This window comes from Legionella birminghamensis (assembly GCF_900452515.1).
Lineage (GTDB): Bacteria > Pseudomonadota > Gammaproteobacteria > Legionellales > Legionellaceae > Legionella_C > Legionella_C birminghamensis.
In genome coordinates, this window is the sequence record NZ_UGNW01000001.1 from 1,607,984 (window position 1) to 1,624,265 (window position 16,282).

The window sequence follows — 16,282 nt, forward strand, 5'->3', positions numbered from 1 at the left end:
AATGAATTCGTGTTGGCCCCGCGGTCGAAGCCGCGGGGATTCGATAGCTTTTAACTCTCATGCGCTTGACCACGGGGATTCAGATCTGATTTCACCGTATATTATTAAACAAGATACGATGTGTGCTAATCGACATTAAAATTCCAAAGCCGGCTAAAAAGGTAACCATTGCGGTGCCGCCATAACTGACTAAGGGCAGGGGGATCCCAACGACAGGAAGAATCCCCATCACCATGCCAATATTTACGAAGGCGGAGAGGAAAAATGTCATCGCAAGGCTTGCCGCCAGGAGGCGTGTATAGCTTGTCTGGGCTTGTATGGCAATTTGCAGGCCGCGAAATGAAACCAGGATAAATAAAACAATAAGCACCAGGCTGCCAACAAAACCGAACTCTTCACCGCAAACAGCGAAAATAAAGTCAGTCGCATGTTCCGGCAGGAAATTTAAATGCGATTGGCTCCCTTCAAGCCAGCCTTTCCCGAACAATCCTCCCGAGCCTATCGCAATTTTGGATTGAATAATATGATAGCCAGAGCCCAGAGGATCTTGCTCGGGATTTAACAGGGTGAATATTCGCTGCTTTTGATAATCATGCATCACATGCCAGAGCAAGGGTGCTGCACAGCCAATCAGGACTCCGGCAAGCACTATAATGCGAAGCCGTATCCCTGCCAGAAAGATTGCGCTCAAGCCGGCAGAGACAACCATAATCGCGGTTCCAAGATCGGGTTGTTTGGCAATTAACAGAGCGGGGAAAAAGATCATTATTGAAGCAATTATCAGGGTTTTAATGTCGATGGGCACGGGTTTTCGATCAAGATACCAGGCCGTCATCATTGGGATTGCCAGTTTCATGATTTCAGACGGTTGGAAGCGAAATACACCCAGATCAAGCCAGCGCTGCGCGCCTTTGCCAATTTTACCCATCACCATAACAGCAAGTAGGAGTGCTAATCCGGTGCAGTAAATCCAGGGCGTCCATATTTTATATTTATGAGGCGGGATTGCTGCAAAAACAAGCATTATGGCAAAAGCAAAAAACAAACGCATGCCCTGGCGCATAATCATACTCATATTCTGATTCGATGCGCTGTAAAGAATAATCATGCCAAACATAACAATAGATAGAATCAACACCAGTAATGGCCAGTCAACATGCAGGGATTTGGAAGTAAAACGGTAAACTGGACGCATCGTGTTCGTATTCATGAGGGTTCTTTCCCGTTTTTAAGTTGAAAATAGGCATCAAGAACTTTTCTGGCGACCCCTGATGCGGCTGTATCATTTTCCACCATGACGGCAATAGCAATTTCCGGGTTTTCTACCGGGGCAAAGGCAATAAACAGCGAGTGATCACGCAAATATTCTGGTATTTCTCCCAATCGTTTTTTTTCATTTTGCGGCAAACTGAACACTTGCGCGGTGCCTGTCTTCGCTGCAACAGAATAGGGGGCATTACGCCCAAACCGATAACCCGTGCCTTCATTATTCGTAATAACCGAGTGCATCGCTTCTGCAATAATATTCCAGTAATTATCATCTTTTAATTTAATGGGATATTCCTCGAGCGGTGTGTAAGGATGAACCTCCTCATTATCACTTTGAATGGATTTTGCCATTAAATGAGGGCGGAAGCGAATGCCCTTTTGGCTCATTGCTGCAGTGGCATTAGCCATTTGAAGAGGGGATGCAAGCATAAATCCCTGGCCAATCGCTGTAATTAAGGTATCTCCGGGATACCAGGGCAGCCCTTTGCTTCGCCGTTTCCACCGATTATTGGGAACAAGGCCGGGAGCTTCCTCATGTAAATCAACATGGGTGAGTTGGCCGTAGCCAAACTGAATCAGCATATCTTCAATTGAGGCAATACCCATGCGATGACCCAGCTGATAAAAATAGGTATCACAGGAAACTGTAATGGCTCGTTTAATGTTAATAATGCCATGCCCTGTTTTTTTCCAGTCCCGATAGGAATGGCTCACACCGGGTAGTTTAAACCAGCCTGGGTCGTAAACACTATAATTGGTATCCACGACCCCTTTTTCCAATCCTGCGAGGGCAATAAAGGGTTTAATGGTGGAGGCCGGTGGATACAAGCCTCTGACTGCCCGATTATATAAAGGCCTGTCTTTGGCATCGGACAGTCTTTTATAATCCTCAGAGCGAATGCCATTTACAAATAAATTGGGATCATAGCTGGGTGAACTGACCATTGCCAGAATATCGCCGTTATGTGGATCAATCGCCACGACTGCCCCGCGCTTGTCTTTTAATGCCTCATAAGCAACCTGCTGGAGACGGGTGTCAATGGTAAGGTACAATTTTTCACCTGAAATAGGATTTTGTTTGCTGACTACTCTAAGGGTACGCCCGCTTACATCGGTTTCAACCTGCTGATAGCCTACCTGGCCATGAAGAAGCGATTCATAATATTTTTCAATACCGGATTTACCGATAAAATTGGTTGCCCGATAATTAGTTGGATCAACATGCTGTAATTCCTGGACATTGATGCGGCCCACATAACCTAAGAGATGAGCGGTTACTTCTCCCAAAGGATAATAGCGCATCAATCTGGCCTTGATACTCACCCCGTCAAACTGATGCTGATGCGTTGCAAATAAAGCCACTTCGTCCTGAGTCAACTTCAATTTAATAGGAATGGGCACAAAAGAGCGATTCTGCGCTCTCGCCTTTTTAAAACTTTCCACATCATCGTCTGAAATGGAGGGAAGCAGCGCTTGCAGCTGCTTTAAAGTTGTTTGCATATTTTTGACGCGCTCTGGAATAATTTCCAATACATAAACAGGCACATTTTCTGCAAGAACGACTCCATTTTTATCAAGAATGATGCCCCTGGGAGGTGCAATCGGAATAATACTCATCTGATTTTTCAGGGAAAGCGTTTCATAACGTTTGAATTGGGATAATTGTAAATAAGCCAGACGGGAAATAAGAATGATGCTAAAACAGATGACTAGTGCAATTAAAAGATTCAGGCGAAAAAGATGCATTCGTGATTCGATACGGTCATTTTTTACTGATTGATTAAATCGCATCTTTTAACATTGGCTCAAGCACTGGAAGGCAGGTATCTTACCTCAATTACTCACTTGTGATAAGGGTGATTATTAATAATTGACCATGCGCGATAGAGACTCTCAAGCAAAATGATTCTGACCAGAGGATGTGGAAGCGTTAAAAGTGAAAGCGACCAATGCTCATTAGCTCGCTCAAGAACCTGAGCACTGAGCCCCTCCGGTCCGCCAATAATAAAGCAGACATGGCTGTTAACCATCTGCAGATTCTCAATTTTTGCGGCCAGTGTTTCGCTGCTATATTGTTTGCCGTCGATAGCCAGTGCAATGACATGTGAGGAGGAAGGAATAGCCGACAGAATTGATTCGGCCTCTTTTTCCATCATTCTTGCAAGATCACTGGGCCTGCTTCGTTTGCCTAATGGTATTTCTACCAGGTTTAAACTGGTGGCTTCTTTCAGGCGTTTGGCGTATTCCTTCACACCTTCGTTAACCCATGATGGCATTTTATTGCCACAGGCAATAATCGTTATTTTAAACATTTGGCTGCGTTATTTTTCCCACAGGGCTTCCAGATTATAAAATGCGCGGCTATCAGGCTGCATGACATGAAGTACATAATCACCAAAGTCCACCAGCGCCCAATCGCCAAATTCTGTGCCGTTCTCGGAAAGCGCCGGAAACCCATCCGCCTTCATTTTTTCCATAACAAAATCAGCAATTGATTTGACATGGCGTGATGAGCGCCCACTTGTAATAATCATGTAATCGGTAATAGTTGTTTGCTGCCTGACATCCAGGACTTTTATATCATTCGCATGAATGTCATCAAGATAGGTAAGAAGCTTGTTAAGCTGAGCAGGGTAATCAGACATGGAATTTTCATCTTCAATTTTAGAGGGTGCTAATTTTAGCAGAAGCTTCGCGCTCCTGCTATTCATTTTACCACGAGTCATTAAAGCGGCTTGGCGAGCAGTAATTTCCGGATCAGTAAATTCAGGGCAATGCAAATTAAAGTCGCTACCAGCAGGATTATCAATAGTTCTGTAAATGACTGCGCATAATAGGTTTTTAAAAGTGAAACAGGCAGAGCTGAGCCGCCCTCAACCGAAGTTAAATTAGCTAATTTACCGGAAAGGAAGCCGCCGATCCCCAGTGATACGAAGAAAATACCCATCATCGTGCTTACTTTGCGCCTGCTGGCCAATACTGTAATCGCCGACAGACCAACGGGTGAAAGTAGTAATTCGGCAATGGAAATCAGCAAATAAGCAGGGATGAATAGCCACGGGGATAGCAAATGACTGTGACTATCGCTTACACAGACGAAGGTGATTAATCCATAAGCAAGCGTCATGAAAATCATTGCCATAACAAATTTATTACCCGTACTTAAACCGCTCTGAAGCGAATCCAGGCGCGGCGATCTGCGTGATAAAAAATAGCCAAAAAGAAGCATCCCAAAGCTTTGGATACTTACATAATAGGGTGGTGGAAAATTGATTCCAAAGAGCTGTGGTTCCACAACACGCGAAATAAGCAGGGTTAAGGAAAGAAACATCTGAAAATAGAATGCCCAAAACATCACGGAAATAATGCAAAGCAGGCCTATGACCATTGTTTGTCTTGCCTGGATACCCGTTTCACGTTGAATAGTGGTTACCAGATAGGCGAGAGAAATAATTACTACTGTGCCGAATGCTGCATTGGCAATACTTGAAAAATTCAGAATCAGAAATGCAGCACTCCACAATCCCAGCATAATCCCCGCTGCCTTTATAAATTTACTGATTTGAAATTCAAAGGGATGATAATCTTCTATTTTATAAAGTTTGATGCCAAACCCAAATACGAAGAGGGAAATAATCATTCCAAGCGCAGCGCTAAAAAAGGAAACACCCCAACCAAAATGTTCATTTAGCTGGCTTGGCAATGTTGTTCCGAGAATAATGCCGCTAGTAATTCCCATATAGAAAATCGTAAAACCGCTTTCTCTCCTGGTCGAATTTGGGGGATATTCATTGCCAAGCAATGAGGAAATATTGGGCTTAAGAAGGCCTGTACCTACTGCAATACCAGATAATGCCGCCGTCAATAGGGTTGGTGAGGAAAAAAAAGAGAGTAATAGATAGCTAAAAAATAAGCAGACAGCGCCTGTCATAATTGTTCTTTTTTGACCCAGTAAATGATCGGCTATCCAACCCCCTACGAGAGGCGACAAATAAGTAACGGCGGTAAATGACCCGACCAGCGAGTATACCTGCTCATCAGGCCACCGATAGTGGAGAGCCAGATATAAAGCAAGAAGCGACTGCACGACATAAAAACCATATCGCTCCCACATCTCAGTGGCAAAAAAAACTTTTAACGAAGGGGGATGATTGTAATTAATAGTGTTCACGATAGTCATCTTAGCGTACATTAGGGAAAGTGTATCATGCAGTTTATGAGTTTTCATCCATATAGTCGTTTAACAAAATTCAACATTCGCTTATCAGGAGCAAATTGTGGTTCGATATTGTCTGTTCATAACACTGGTTTTATTTTACTTTCCCCTTGAAGCAGAACAAATGCAAGCCCAGGCAAATGAGTTGCAAAAAAGCCATTTCCTAAAAATAGAGCATTTCAGATTAACCAGCGGGAAAACGCTTAGGAATCTAAAACTGCACTATTTGACTCTTGGAAAGCCAAAATATAATGAGCGTCACGAAATTACGAATGCAATTATGTTGTTCCATGCGACTATAAACGATTCAAGTTCATTTTTGCAGTCATCTCTCGCCCCATTTCTATTTAATAAGGGCGCTCCTTTTGATGCCCAAAAGTATTATATTATCATTCCAGATGGGATAGGCGCTGGTCAATCCAGTAAACCATCCGATGGCTTATATGGGCAGTTTCCAGTTTATGGCTATAAAGATCAAATTGCTGCGAGTAAAGCCGTATTGGATTCCCTAGGTGTTAACCATCTTAAACTGGTTCTTGGCACGTCCATGGGGGGAATGTTAACTTGGCTATGGGGAGAGACCTATCCCGACTCGACCGATGTATTAATTCCAATCGTCAGTACGCCGCTTCAAGTATGCGGCAGGAATTTTATCTGGCGTGAGATGATGCTTGCTGCGATTCGCAATGATCCTTTATGGCTATGGAAACTATAAGCTGCAGGCAGTCCCTCATGTATGGAGAGATACCGTAGGCCCTTTAAACAGTATCATGCTTGGCACAGCTGAAATGTTGCGCGGCGCTGCAAATACACGAGCCGCTGCGTTGGAAGAGTACAAACAATTAGTCAATTCTATTTCCAGCTCTGATCCCAGTGACTGGTATTATATATTCAACAGCTCTTATGATTATGATCCGGCACCTGGGTTGAGTAAAATTAAAGCACAGGTTTTAGCAATTAATTTCAAAGATGATTTAATTAATCCTCTGGAATTCATCCATATACCTGAAACGGGTAATATGCACCATGCTGTTTTACCCGGAGGCTTCGGCCATTTAAGCTTTGCGCATGCAAATCTGTGGATCAACCCTGTAAACCATTTTCTGGGGAACTTACCTGAATGGGATAAGTTCTGAGATATTCCAGCATTCAATTCTCTGGTGTATGCTATCACCCGTTAGATGGACTAGGGAGCAGTACAATGAGTGTGGAATTAGGAAAGGGCCGTTTGGTAAAAGCCAGAACAGGAAAGGAACTGGAGGCTAGAAACTGGTTGACGGAAGCTGCTTTAAGAATGTTGTGTAACAATCTGGATCCTGAAGTTGCAGAAAAGCCTGACTCACTGATTGTATACGGCGGACTTGGTAAAGCAGCCAGGAACTGGGATTGTTTTGATGCCATTGTCAGAGTCTTGAAAAAGCTGGAATCCAACCAGACCCTTTTAGTTCAGTCCGGTAAACCAGTCGGTATTTTTACAACCCATGAAGATGCGCCTCGCGTATTGATTGCGAATTCAAATTTGGTTCCGCATTGGGCTAACTGGGACCATTTCAATGAACTGGATAAAAAAGGCTTGATGATGTACGGCCAAATGACCGCAGGAAGCTGGATTTATATCGGTTCCCAAGGCATTGTCCAAGGTACTTTTGAAACGTTCGTTGCTGCGGGAAAAAAACATTATCATGGGCATTTAGCTGGAAAATGGATTCTTACTGCAGGGCTTGGCGGCATGGGCGGTGCACAACCACTTGCTGCAACGATGGCTGGAGCCAGTATGCTAGCAGTGGAGTGCGATCTGAATCGAATCAATAAGCGTCTGCAAACCCGCTATCTGGATCGCAGCACTGATAATCTCGAGGAAGCTTTAGCCTGGATAGAGGAGTCGACTCTTAATAATACGCCTGTTTCTGTTGGTTTATTAGGTAATGCTGCAGAAGTTTTTCCTGAGTTAGTAAGGCGCGGTATAAAACCGGATTTAATCACTGATCAAACCAGTGCACATGATCCATTGAATGGCTATTTGCCCAGGGGATGGACATTGGAAAAAGCGGCAGCCATGAGAATCAGTCACCCGCACGAGGTTATTGAGGCGGCAAAATTATCTATGGCTGAGCAAGTCAAAGCGATGCTTTATTTTCTAAACCAGGGAATTCCTGTTTTTGATTATGGAAATAATATTCGTCAAATGGCCTTTGAAAGCGGTGTGCGCGATGCCTTTCTAATCCCTGGCTTTGTTCCCAGTTATATCCGGCCCCTGTTTTGCGAGGGAGTAGGTCCTTTTCGCTGGGTTGCCTTATCGGGTGATCCGGAAGATATTTATGCAACAGATAGAAAAGTAAAGCAGTTATTGCCAGACAATAAGTCACTGCACCGCTGGCTGGATATGGCTAAAGAAAAAATCAGTTTTCAGGGGTTACCGGCCAGAATCTGCTGGGTAGGGCTGAAAGACAGGGCTAGATTGGGTCTGGCATTTAACGAAATGGTCAGAAATGGCGAGTTAAAAGCACCTGTGGTCATTGGTCGTGATCATCTCGATTCAGGCTCTGTTGCCAGTCCCAATCGGGAAACAGAAGGCATGTTGGACGGCAGTGATGCGGTCTCTGATTGGCCTTTACTTAATGCCTTGCTTAATTGCGCCAGCGGGGCAAGCTGGGTGAGTATCCACCATGGGGGAGGGGTTGGAATGGGGTTCTCACAACATGCTGGCATGGTCATTGTTGCAGATGGCACGGAAGCGGCTGCTCGTCGACTGGAAAGAGTATTGCACAATGATCCTGCTTCCGGCGTTATGCGCCATGCGGATGCAGGATATCCACTGGCGCAACAATGTGCCCGGGAAAACCAATTGTGGTTACCAATGATGGAAGAGGAATGTGCCCATGTTTGAATCTGCCAATATTCTACCTGGTGAACTAACCCTTGCCAGAATCAGGAAGCTTTTGACCTCCAGACAGCCAATAAATCTTGATGATCGATCTCATTCACTTATAGAAGCTTCATTCAGGGAAGTAGAATCGGTTATTTATAATGAGAAAATTGTTTATGGCATTAATACTGGTTTTGGATCCTTAGCCTCCCAAACAATAAGCACCGAAAATCTAAAGCAACTACAGCGAAACATTGTCCTGTCCCATGCCTGTGGAACGGGTGAGTTACTGGATGATGAAACGGTCGCCTTAATCCTCTTACTGAAGATAAACAGTCTGGCGCAGGGATATTCCGGAGTCAGTCCGGCGCTGCTGCACGCCTTTATAACCCTGTATAATCACCAGATCTGGCCTTGTGTCCCTGCTAAAGGGTCAGTCGGCGCTTCTGGCGATTTGGTGCCTTTGGCTCATCTTAGCCTGCCATTATTAGGTGTTGGCAATGTTCGCTACCAAAATGTTGAAATGCCCGCAGAGCAGGGTCTTGCTTTAGCCGGATTAAGTACTTTGGAGTTAGGCCCTAAAGAAGGCCTGGCTTTATTAAATGGTTTGCAGGTTTCTGCTGCATTATGCTTACAGGCTTATTATCAGTGTGTACAGATGTTTGAAGCAGCAATCATTGTCGGCTGCCTGTCTTTGGATGCTGCACAGGGAAGTGACACGCCTTTTGACGATCGTATTCATCAGGTACGCGGCCATCAGGCGCAACGGGTGGTGGCAGGGCTTTATCGCGAGTTATTAGCTGGCAGCGAAATCAGAGAATCACACCGGGCTTGCAAGCGGGTACAGGATCCCTACTCATTGCGTTGCCAACCGCAGATTATGGGAGCTGTGCTGCATCAAATGAACTTTGTCAGAGATACCTTGTCGGTTGAAGTTAATGCGATCACTGATAATCCGCTGGTCTTTACCAAAGAGCATGAAATATTATCGGGCGGGAATTTTCATGGCGAAGCCTTGGCGATGGCCGCTGATAATCTGGCGCTGGCTATTGCGGAAATTGGGGCAAATTCCGAACGGCGCATCGCTCTGTTAATCGATAAAAATTTCAGCGGGTTGCCAGCGTATCTGGTCAGGGAAGGGGGAATAAATTCCGGTTTTATGATTGCCCATGTTACAGCAGCAGCCTGCGCAAGTGACAATAAGGCCCTGGCTCATCCTCATTCAGTTGATAGCCTGCCGACATCCGCTAACCAGGAAGATCATGTCTCTATGGCTACAAATGCCGCAAGACGATTGCATTTGATGCTGGATAATACAAAAACCATTTTGGCAATCGAATTGTTGGCTGCTTGCCAGGGGCTGGATTTTCATAAACCATTGGCCACTTCAAACAGTTTGCAAACTTTTTATAACAGCGTGAGAAATGATGTTGCGCATTACGAGTCAGATCGTTATTTTGCTCCCGATATTGAAGCAGTAAAACAGAAAATATCCCAGGGAGAATTCAGAATTCCTGAAATGATGTTACACTCCCCGCTTTATTAAAAAACGAATGAATCATGATTGTTGAAATTTATACAGATGGAGCATGCAAAGGCAACCCCGGTCCTGGCGGATGGGGTGCGCTGCTGCGCTATAAAGGTCAGGAAAAAAAGATATACGGCGGTGAAAATCACACAACCAATAACAGAATGGAGCTGATGGCGGCCATCCAGGCATTAGCAGTTTTGAAACGCTCTTGCCAGGTTGAATTGTATACTGATTCTCAGTATGTCAGACAAGGCATGACCGGCTGGCTTTTCCAGTGGAAAAAAAACGGCTGGAAAAACTCAAAAAAAGAAGCCGTAAAAAATGCAGATCTCTGGCAGCAGCTCGACGCATTAGCCCAAAAGCACCAGATTAACTGGCATTGGGTTAAAGGCCATTCCGGCCATATCGAAAATGAACTGGCTGATCAACTGGCAAATCTCGCAATCAGTGAGCTGCAACAGAACTAATCTATAAGAGAATGAGAGAATATTCATGCGTCAAATTGTCCTCGATACAGAAACCACCGGTATAAACCATGAAGCAGGCCACCGCATTATTGAAATCGGTTGTGTCGAGCTTTTGGATCGGAAACTAACTGGAAATCACTTTCATGTATATATCAATCCTGATCGCGAAGTAGACGAGGGGGCTTTCCGAGTTCATGGTATCAGTACAGAGTTTCTGCAAGACAAGCCTCGCTTCAAAGACATTGCCGATGAATTTCTGAAATTTATATGTGATAGTGAGCTTATCATTCATAATGCTCCCTTCGACGTGGGATTCATTAATGCCGAATTAATGCATCTAAAACATCCAGACAAACTTAATAAATATTGCAATGTTCTCGATACATTAGTAATGGCAAAGGAAAAACATCCTGGACAGAGAAATAGTCTGGATGCACTTTGCAAGCGATACGAAATTGATAATTCACACCGTCAATTGCACGGAGCGCTTCTTGACGCGGAAATCCTGGCTCTGGTTTATCTGGCGATGACTGGTGGTCAAACCAGCCTATTTGGCAGCGAGCTTGAGGAAGAACAGCAAATTGTCATTGAAACCGAAACCATCATCAGTGAAATAAAACATAATATTCCCATCTACCATGCGAGTGAAGAGGAATTGTCAAAGCATAGTAATTTTATTGAATTTTTGGTTAAAAAATCTGGGGTGAATCGTTGGGAAGAAACAACAGAGTGATTTTAGCTGGCGAAGACAAACTTCGTTCCCCGCGGCGCCCTCCGAATCCCCGCGGCGCGCCCCCCGAATCCCCGTGGCGCCCCCGAATCCCCGCGGCTGCGACCGCGGGGCCCATGCTGGGCTCAAAACAGAGCTCAGAAAAGTCTATAATCCTGCCAGAGCAAAAGATTGAATGAACTGCTTAGTAATTGGGGCTCTGAATTAGATTCATTGGACCCCGCGGTCGCAGCCGCGGGGATTCGGCTCAGGTCTGCGACTGCGGGGATTCGGCTCAGGTCTGCGATCGCGGGGATTCGGCTCAGGTCTGTGCTGCGGGTTGGGTTGCGACATCGGCGTTTTTTAAAACTTGCGCTTGATATTCGCCGCGGCAAGAATTTTCGTTGCAATTTCCTCAATAGAGAATCGGGTGGAATTGAGATAAGGAATATTTTCATGTTTATACATTGCCTCCACTTCTGCAATTTCCAGACGGCATTGTTCAGCGGACGCATATTTGCTGTTTGGGCGCCGCTCGGTGCGGATATGTTGCAGGCGTTCGGGATCAATTGTTAGGCCAAATAATTTTCTTTTATAAGGCCGTAATATATCCGGGAGATGATAATGGATTGTATCTTCTTCCGTAAAAGGGTAATTTGCAGCCAAAACGCCAAAATGTAAAGCCATATAGAGGCAGCTGGGTGTTTTGCCAGAGCGGGATACGCCTACAAGTATGATGTCTGCTTTGTCATAGTCCCGCACTTTAATACCGTCATCATGCATTAGCGCATAGTCTACAGCTTCAATTCGGTTACTGTAGGATTGGGAATTGGCAACACCATGAGTACGGCCTACGGTGTAGGATGATTTGGAATGCAGTTCTGATTCAAGGGGGCCAATAAAGGTATTGAACAAATCAAAAACACAGCCTTCTGCCAAGCGAATGGTCTTTGCAATTTCGGTATTTACAAGCGTCATGAAGAGCAGGGGCTTTACGCCAGTTTCCTTGTAGCAACGATTAATACGCTCCACCACATTTTCTGCTTTTTCAAGCGTATCTACATAAGGAATAGTTTGTTTTTCAAACACAATATTTTCGAACTGGGTCATTAGGCTATTGCCCAGGGTTTCAGCAGTAATGCCTGTACCATCAGAAATCATAAAAACAAACCGCTTCATTATTCGCGCCTTTTGGTTTGGGAAATTCGATCTGTCGCCATATTACAGAATATATCCATACTCGGCAAACTTGGCAAGAGGACGTTCTTCTGCTATGTTCAATTTAATCATACAGTTACAAGATATCTAGGAATGACAGAATCAAATCCCAAAGCAAGGAATCTGCAGGCTATTGCCACTGAAATTCAAGCTATCGCCCAAATTGGCCTGGCGTACAGTAAAGACCAATTTGATCTTGAGCGTTATCAGCAGCTAATGCGAATTGCCGCGGAGTTGTTTTCACCCCTCTGTGATTTGAATTCAGATCATTTATCTGTAGAGTTCCTGACTGAAATTGGCTATTCCTGTCCTAAAATAGATGTAAGGGCATTTATCCGCAAGGATGACCAGCTATTACTAGTGAAAGAGACCCAGGATAGTAAGTGGTCTTTGCCTGGCGGATGGGCAGACGTTAATATGACGCCCTCTGAATGTGTCGCCAAAGAGGTGCTGGAAGAAACTGGATTGGTTTGCCGGGTGAACAGACTTCTTGCTTTATGGGATACAGCAAAACATGATCATCCGCCGCATTGGCCTTACATTTATAAATGTATTTTTGATTGCAGCGTAGAGGAAGGGGAGTTTTGTGCTAGCCATGAAATTAGTGAAGTCGGCTTTTTCCCACTTGCTGATTTGCCACCATTATCGCGCTATCGAATAACTGCTTCGCAAATCGAAAAGCTGGTAAAATTACAGGATAGCGGCTCAATATATACAGTATATGATTAGAGGATTAGGCTATGGAACCGAGTCGTTTTGGATATAATAACAAGTTGTTCGTAATCGGAATGGTTTGTCTTGCCCTGGGCATGGTTCTAATCTGCTTTTCGTTATACCTTTTCCCCTATCTCATTTTCAGCTGGGTCTATGATGTTCCTGAATTTGCAATTACTTTCCGCCAATGGCTAGTTGAAAAATTTGCAATCAGTGAAGCGGCTGCCGGTTGGAATATTTTTATGATGTTCTTAATTCCCGGTCTGATTGCCGGATATATTTCCTATATCACCTCAAATTCAATTGACAACAAAATCCATGGTCTGGAGGAGCCTTCAGAAGAAAAAAAAGAGCAGACAAAAAACCGGCTGGAAACCGTTACCTTTAGCAGCAAATTACTTGTATTAATAATTGGGGCAATAATGCTTGTTCTTTTTGTTGATTGGTTAATGTTTTCAGTATGAGTTGGCGAGCTCATAAATTACACAAACGAATTCAGGAGTAGTCATGTCTTTTTTTAAACGATATAAAATAAAGTCCTTGAATAAAAAGCTAAAAGCTTTACAGCAAAACCGTCTAAGTACTCAACCCACAGAAGAAGCGCTAATTAAGGAACGTGCAATATATAAAAATCTGGTCGACATTTATAAATCACTGAGAGGGAAGAAGAAATATCCTTTTGCTGATCAAATGATTCGTGAATGTTTACGGGCGGCAGCTTCAATTGATGATGCGGAAGCGCAATATACATTAGGCAAAGAGTTGCTGGATGAGGCTAAATTCAGGGAACAACTGGAAAAAGATAAAATTTTTGCCAGTACAATTAATGAGCGCCATATGAATCAGCTCTATGAGGAAGCCCATGCCTATTTAATTGCAGCGCAGAAATTAAATCACATTCAGGCAAAACGCTTGCAAGGTCTGGCTTATATTAATGGCTGGGGTGTTGAGGCTGATCGGGAAAAAGGCTTCGAAATGATTGTTGCCAGTATCAATCAGGAAAACAGTTGGGATAAGGTACCTCAAATCTTCGCGTCCCTGGGTTTAAATAAACCAGAGTTTTTCTCGGCCTTGACCAAGTTAAGGGCCAAGGGTTAGTCCTTTAACCGTCTTATCGAGCAAAGCGAAGCAAATCCAGAAGCGATGCACGGACAGGGTTCTGATCTGCTTCGCCAAGGGCTCGCAATGACGGCGGTCGTATTAAAACCAGAATCCAAGATACCAATGAATAATTGTCTTGCCCCAGAACAATACAACCATTGCCGCAAGACAAAGGAATGGCCCGAAAGGGATGGGTGTATCACGGCTTTTATCATGCATTCGAAGATATATAATACCGACAAGCGCGCCGCTAAACGAGGCTACCAGTAAAATCAAGGGGAGCATAATCCAGCCAAACCATGCGCCAAGCGCTGCAAATAGTTTAAAATCTCCATTTCCCATACCGATTTTGCCTGTTGCCAAATAAAACAACTTCATAATCATCCAGAGAAAGAGATAAGCGCCTGCAGCTGAAAAAACGGCATTGGGCAAGTCTGCAAATAAATGCTGCGTATTGGCTAAAAGACCTAGCCACAATAAGCTGAGCGTCAGATTATCGGGAAGGATCTGATGTTCAAGATCGATATAGATCATGGTAATCAGAATCCACAGGAATAGAAGAATGAGCGGAAGAAACCAGTTAAATCCAAATACCCAGGTGGCATAAAGACTAATAATGCAGGTTAAAAATTCAACGAGAGGATATTTAAAAGGAATGGGCTGCTTGCAGAATTTGCATTTCCCGCGGAGAAAAAAATAACTGAATAGAGGGATGTTGGCAATTGCAGGCACTGTTTTCTTGCAGGAGGGGCAAAATGAACGCGGTAAAAACAGATTAATTTTCGTATCCTGCTTCGATGCTTCAATGTTTAATAAACACTCGCATTCCTCAGTCCATTGCTGTCTTAGCATAATCGGCAGGCGATAAATGATCATGTTCAGAACACTGCCAACCGACAATGTAAACAGGGCCATAAAAACATATAAGACAAAGGGAGGCAGCTGAGCGAGTTGATTAAACATTCAATTTATACCACGGAGCCAAGTTTAAAAATAGGTAGATACATAGCGACGACTAATCCACCAACCAGAATTCCCAAGATTGACATAATTATCGGTTCTAATAAACTGCTTAATGCATCAACCGCGTTGTCGACCTCTTCCTCGTAAAAATCCGCGACTTTCCCCAACATTTTTTCCAGGGTACCCGATTCTTCACCGATAGCAACCATTTGAATTACCATGTTGGGAAACATGCGGGTATTTTGCATGGCCAACTGCATTTGCTGGCCTGTGGATACGTCCTGACGGATTTTATCGGTCGCCTCAGCATATAAAATATTACCGGTTGCACCAGCTACAGACTTCAGGGCATCGACAAGCGGTAAACCGGCGGCGAAGGTAATGGATAAAGTGCGGGCAAAACGGGCGATGGCGGCATTTATCATAATAGTGCCGATAACCGGTATTTTAAGGATGCTCCGATCGACAGTATGGGCAAATTGCGGCGAATGATTCCTAAAATGAACGAAGGCATAGATTGCGCCCCCCATAATGCCAAAAATTAAATACCAGTACTTTTGAAAAAATGCGGATAAGCTGACCACACCACGGGTCAAAGCCGGTAAATCCGCGCCAAAACCTTTGAATAAAGATTCAAACTGCGGAACAACAAATATGAGTAGAGCTGCCGTTACCAATATAGCAACCACGAGCACAGCGATGGGATAGGTGAGTGCTTTTTTTATCTTCTTTTTAATTGTTTCAATCTTTTCTTTATAGGTAGCAATCTTATCCAGCATAATATCCAGAGAGCCTGATTTTTCACCGGCATCAACCAGATTGGTGAATAACTCATTAAAATAAGCAGGATGCTTGGATAAAGCCTCCGCCATACCTGTCCCTGACTCAATATCTTTTTTTATATTGTCCAGTAGTTTTATCATCCGGGCATTACTCTGACCTTTGGCAACAATATCAAACGATTGAATGAGCGGAATACCTGCCGCTATCATTGTTGCAAGTTGGCGGCTAAAAATGGTGATATCTGCTTGTTTGATTTTTCGGTTTTTTCTATCAAACAATGGTTTTCTTTTTTTTACAATCTTCTTAACGATATAACCTTGCTTATATAAATCCGCTTTTGCAAGAACAAGACTTTTGGCGTCAATAATACCGTTTACCTTTTCTCCTGCACGATTTATCCCTTCCCAGCGAAAGCTACGCAAATTGTTTTCTACTTTTTCCATAG

At 43.9% G+C, this 16,282-nt stretch carries 17 protein-coding genes; 9 read left to right on the forward strand and 8 right to left on the reverse strand.

Going from position 1 to position 16,282, the window contains the following annotated elements; translation table 11 throughout:
- Window positions 1–91 precede the first annotated feature (91 nt).
- The 5 genes from rodA to DYH42_RS06805 form a co-directional block, all read right to left on the reverse strand.
- Window positions 92–1,210, reverse strand: a complete 1,119-nt coding sequence (rodA, locus tag DYH42_RS06785) for a rod shape-determining protein RodA (protein WP_058524082.1) — start codon at window positions 1,208–1,210, stop codon at window positions 92–94.
- A complete protein-coding gene (gene mrdA / locus DYH42_RS06790) occupies window positions 1,207–3,060 on the reverse strand; it encodes a penicillin-binding protein 2 (protein WP_058524083.1) in 1,854 nt (617 codons plus the stop codon). The genes rodA and mrdA overlap by 4 nt, the downstream gene beginning before the upstream one ends.
- 50 nt (window positions 3,061–3,110) lie before the next feature.
- Window positions 3,111–3,581: a 23S rRNA (pseudouridine(1915)-N(3))-methyltransferase RlmH gene (rlmH, locus tag DYH42_RS06795; RefSeq protein ID WP_058524084.1), complete on the reverse strand. Its 471-nt coding sequence runs from the start codon at window positions 3,579–3,581 to the stop codon at window positions 3,111–3,113.
- Window positions 3,582–3,590: 9 nt separating this feature from the next.
- Entirely contained in the window at window positions 3,591–3,914 is a 324-nt protein-coding gene (gene rsfS, locus DYH42_RS06800; protein ID WP_058524191.1) for a ribosome silencing factor, read from the reverse strand.
- Window positions 3,915–3,994: 80 nt separating this feature from the next.
- Window positions 3,995–5,449: a peptide MFS transporter gene (locus DYH42_RS06805; protein WP_065232828.1), complete on the reverse strand. Its 1,455-nt coding sequence runs from the start codon at window positions 5,447–5,449 to the stop codon at window positions 3,995–3,997.
- Window positions 5,450–5,546: 97 nt separating this feature from the next.
- Here DYH42_RS06805 and DYH42_RS06810 point away from each other — a divergent pair, with 97 nt between their 5' ends.
- The 6 genes from DYH42_RS06810 (at window position 5,547) to dnaQ (ending at window position 11,082) form a co-directional block, all read left to right on the forward strand.
- Window positions 5,547–6,200 carry an alpha/beta fold hydrolase gene (locus tag DYH42_RS06810; RefSeq protein ID WP_058524085.1) on the forward strand — a complete coding sequence of 218 codons (654 nt, stop codon included), beginning with the start codon at window positions 5,547–5,549 and terminating at the stop codon, window positions 6,198–6,200.
- A complete protein-coding gene (locus tag DYH42_RS06815) occupies window positions 6,172–6,621 on the forward strand; it encodes an alpha/beta hydrolase family protein (protein WP_058524086.1) in 450 nt (149 codons plus the stop codon). Before DYH42_RS06810 ends, DYH42_RS06815 begins: the two co-directional genes overlap by 29 nt.
- A 65-nt stretch (window positions 6,622–6,686) precedes the next feature.
- The gene (hutU, locus tag DYH42_RS06820) at window positions 6,687–8,372 is read left to right on the forward strand and encodes a urocanate hydratase (RefSeq protein ID WP_058524087.1); all 1,686 of its coding nucleotides are present in this window, start codon (window positions 6,687–6,689) and stop codon (window positions 8,370–8,372) included.
- Window positions 8,365–9,897, forward strand: a complete 1,533-nt coding sequence (gene hutH / locus DYH42_RS06825) for a histidine ammonia-lyase (RefSeq protein WP_058524088.1) — start codon at window positions 8,365–8,367, stop codon at window positions 9,895–9,897. The genes hutU and hutH overlap by 8 nt, the downstream gene beginning before the upstream one ends.
- A 14-nt stretch (window positions 9,898–9,911) precedes the next feature.
- Complete coding sequence (rnhA, locus tag DYH42_RS06830) at window positions 9,912–10,349, forward strand: ribonuclease HI (protein ID WP_058524089.1); 438 nt, start codon at window positions 9,912–9,914, stop codon at window positions 10,347–10,349.
- A gap of 25 nt (window positions 10,350–10,374) precedes the next feature.
- Entirely contained in the window at window positions 10,375–11,082 is a 708-nt protein-coding gene (dnaQ, locus tag DYH42_RS06835) for a DNA polymerase III subunit epsilon (protein ID WP_058524090.1), read from the forward strand.
- 339 nt (window positions 11,083–11,421) lie between these two features.
- Here dnaQ and ppsR read toward each other — a convergent pair whose 3' ends face one another.
- The gene (gene ppsR / locus DYH42_RS06845; RefSeq protein ID WP_058524092.1) at window positions 11,422–12,237 is read right to left on the reverse strand and encodes a posphoenolpyruvate synthetase regulatory kinase/phosphorylase PpsR; all 816 of its coding nucleotides are present in this window, start codon (window positions 12,235–12,237) and stop codon (window positions 11,422–11,424) included.
- Window positions 12,238–12,369: 132 nt separating this feature from the next.
- Here ppsR and DYH42_RS06850 point away from each other — a divergent pair, with 132 nt between their 5' ends.
- Genes DYH42_RS06850 through DYH42_RS06860 form a run of 3 tightly spaced genes read left to right on the forward strand, consistent with a single transcriptional unit; the run spans window position 12,370 to window position 14,088 of the window.
- The gene (locus tag DYH42_RS06850; protein ID WP_058524093.1) at window positions 12,370–13,005 is read left to right on the forward strand and encodes an NUDIX hydrolase; all 636 of its coding nucleotides are present in this window, start codon (window positions 12,370–12,372) and stop codon (window positions 13,003–13,005) included.
- 11 nt (window positions 13,006–13,016) lie between these two features.
- Window positions 13,017–13,454 carry a hypothetical protein gene (locus DYH42_RS06855; RefSeq protein WP_058524094.1) on the forward strand — a complete coding sequence of 146 codons (438 nt, stop codon included), beginning with the start codon at window positions 13,017–13,019 and terminating at the stop codon, window positions 13,452–13,454.
- A gap of 43 nt (window positions 13,455–13,497) precedes the next feature.
- Window positions 13,498–14,088 (forward strand): SEL1-like repeat protein, encoded by a 591-nt coding sequence (locus tag DYH42_RS06860; RefSeq protein WP_058524095.1) that lies wholly within the window; start codon window positions 13,498–13,500, stop codon window positions 14,086–14,088.
- 102 nt (window positions 14,089–14,190) lie between these two features.
- Here DYH42_RS06860 and DYH42_RS06865 read toward each other — a convergent pair whose 3' ends face one another.
- Window positions 14,191–15,054, reverse strand: a complete 864-nt coding sequence (locus DYH42_RS06865; RefSeq protein ID WP_058524096.1) for a prepilin peptidase — start codon at window positions 15,052–15,054, stop codon at window positions 14,191–14,193.
- Between the two features lie 5 nt (window positions 15,055–15,059).
- A complete protein-coding gene (locus DYH42_RS06870) occupies window positions 15,060–16,280 on the reverse strand; it encodes a type II secretion system F family protein (protein WP_058524097.1) in 1,221 nt (406 codons plus the stop codon).
- Window positions 16,281–16,282: the final 2 nt, after the last annotated feature.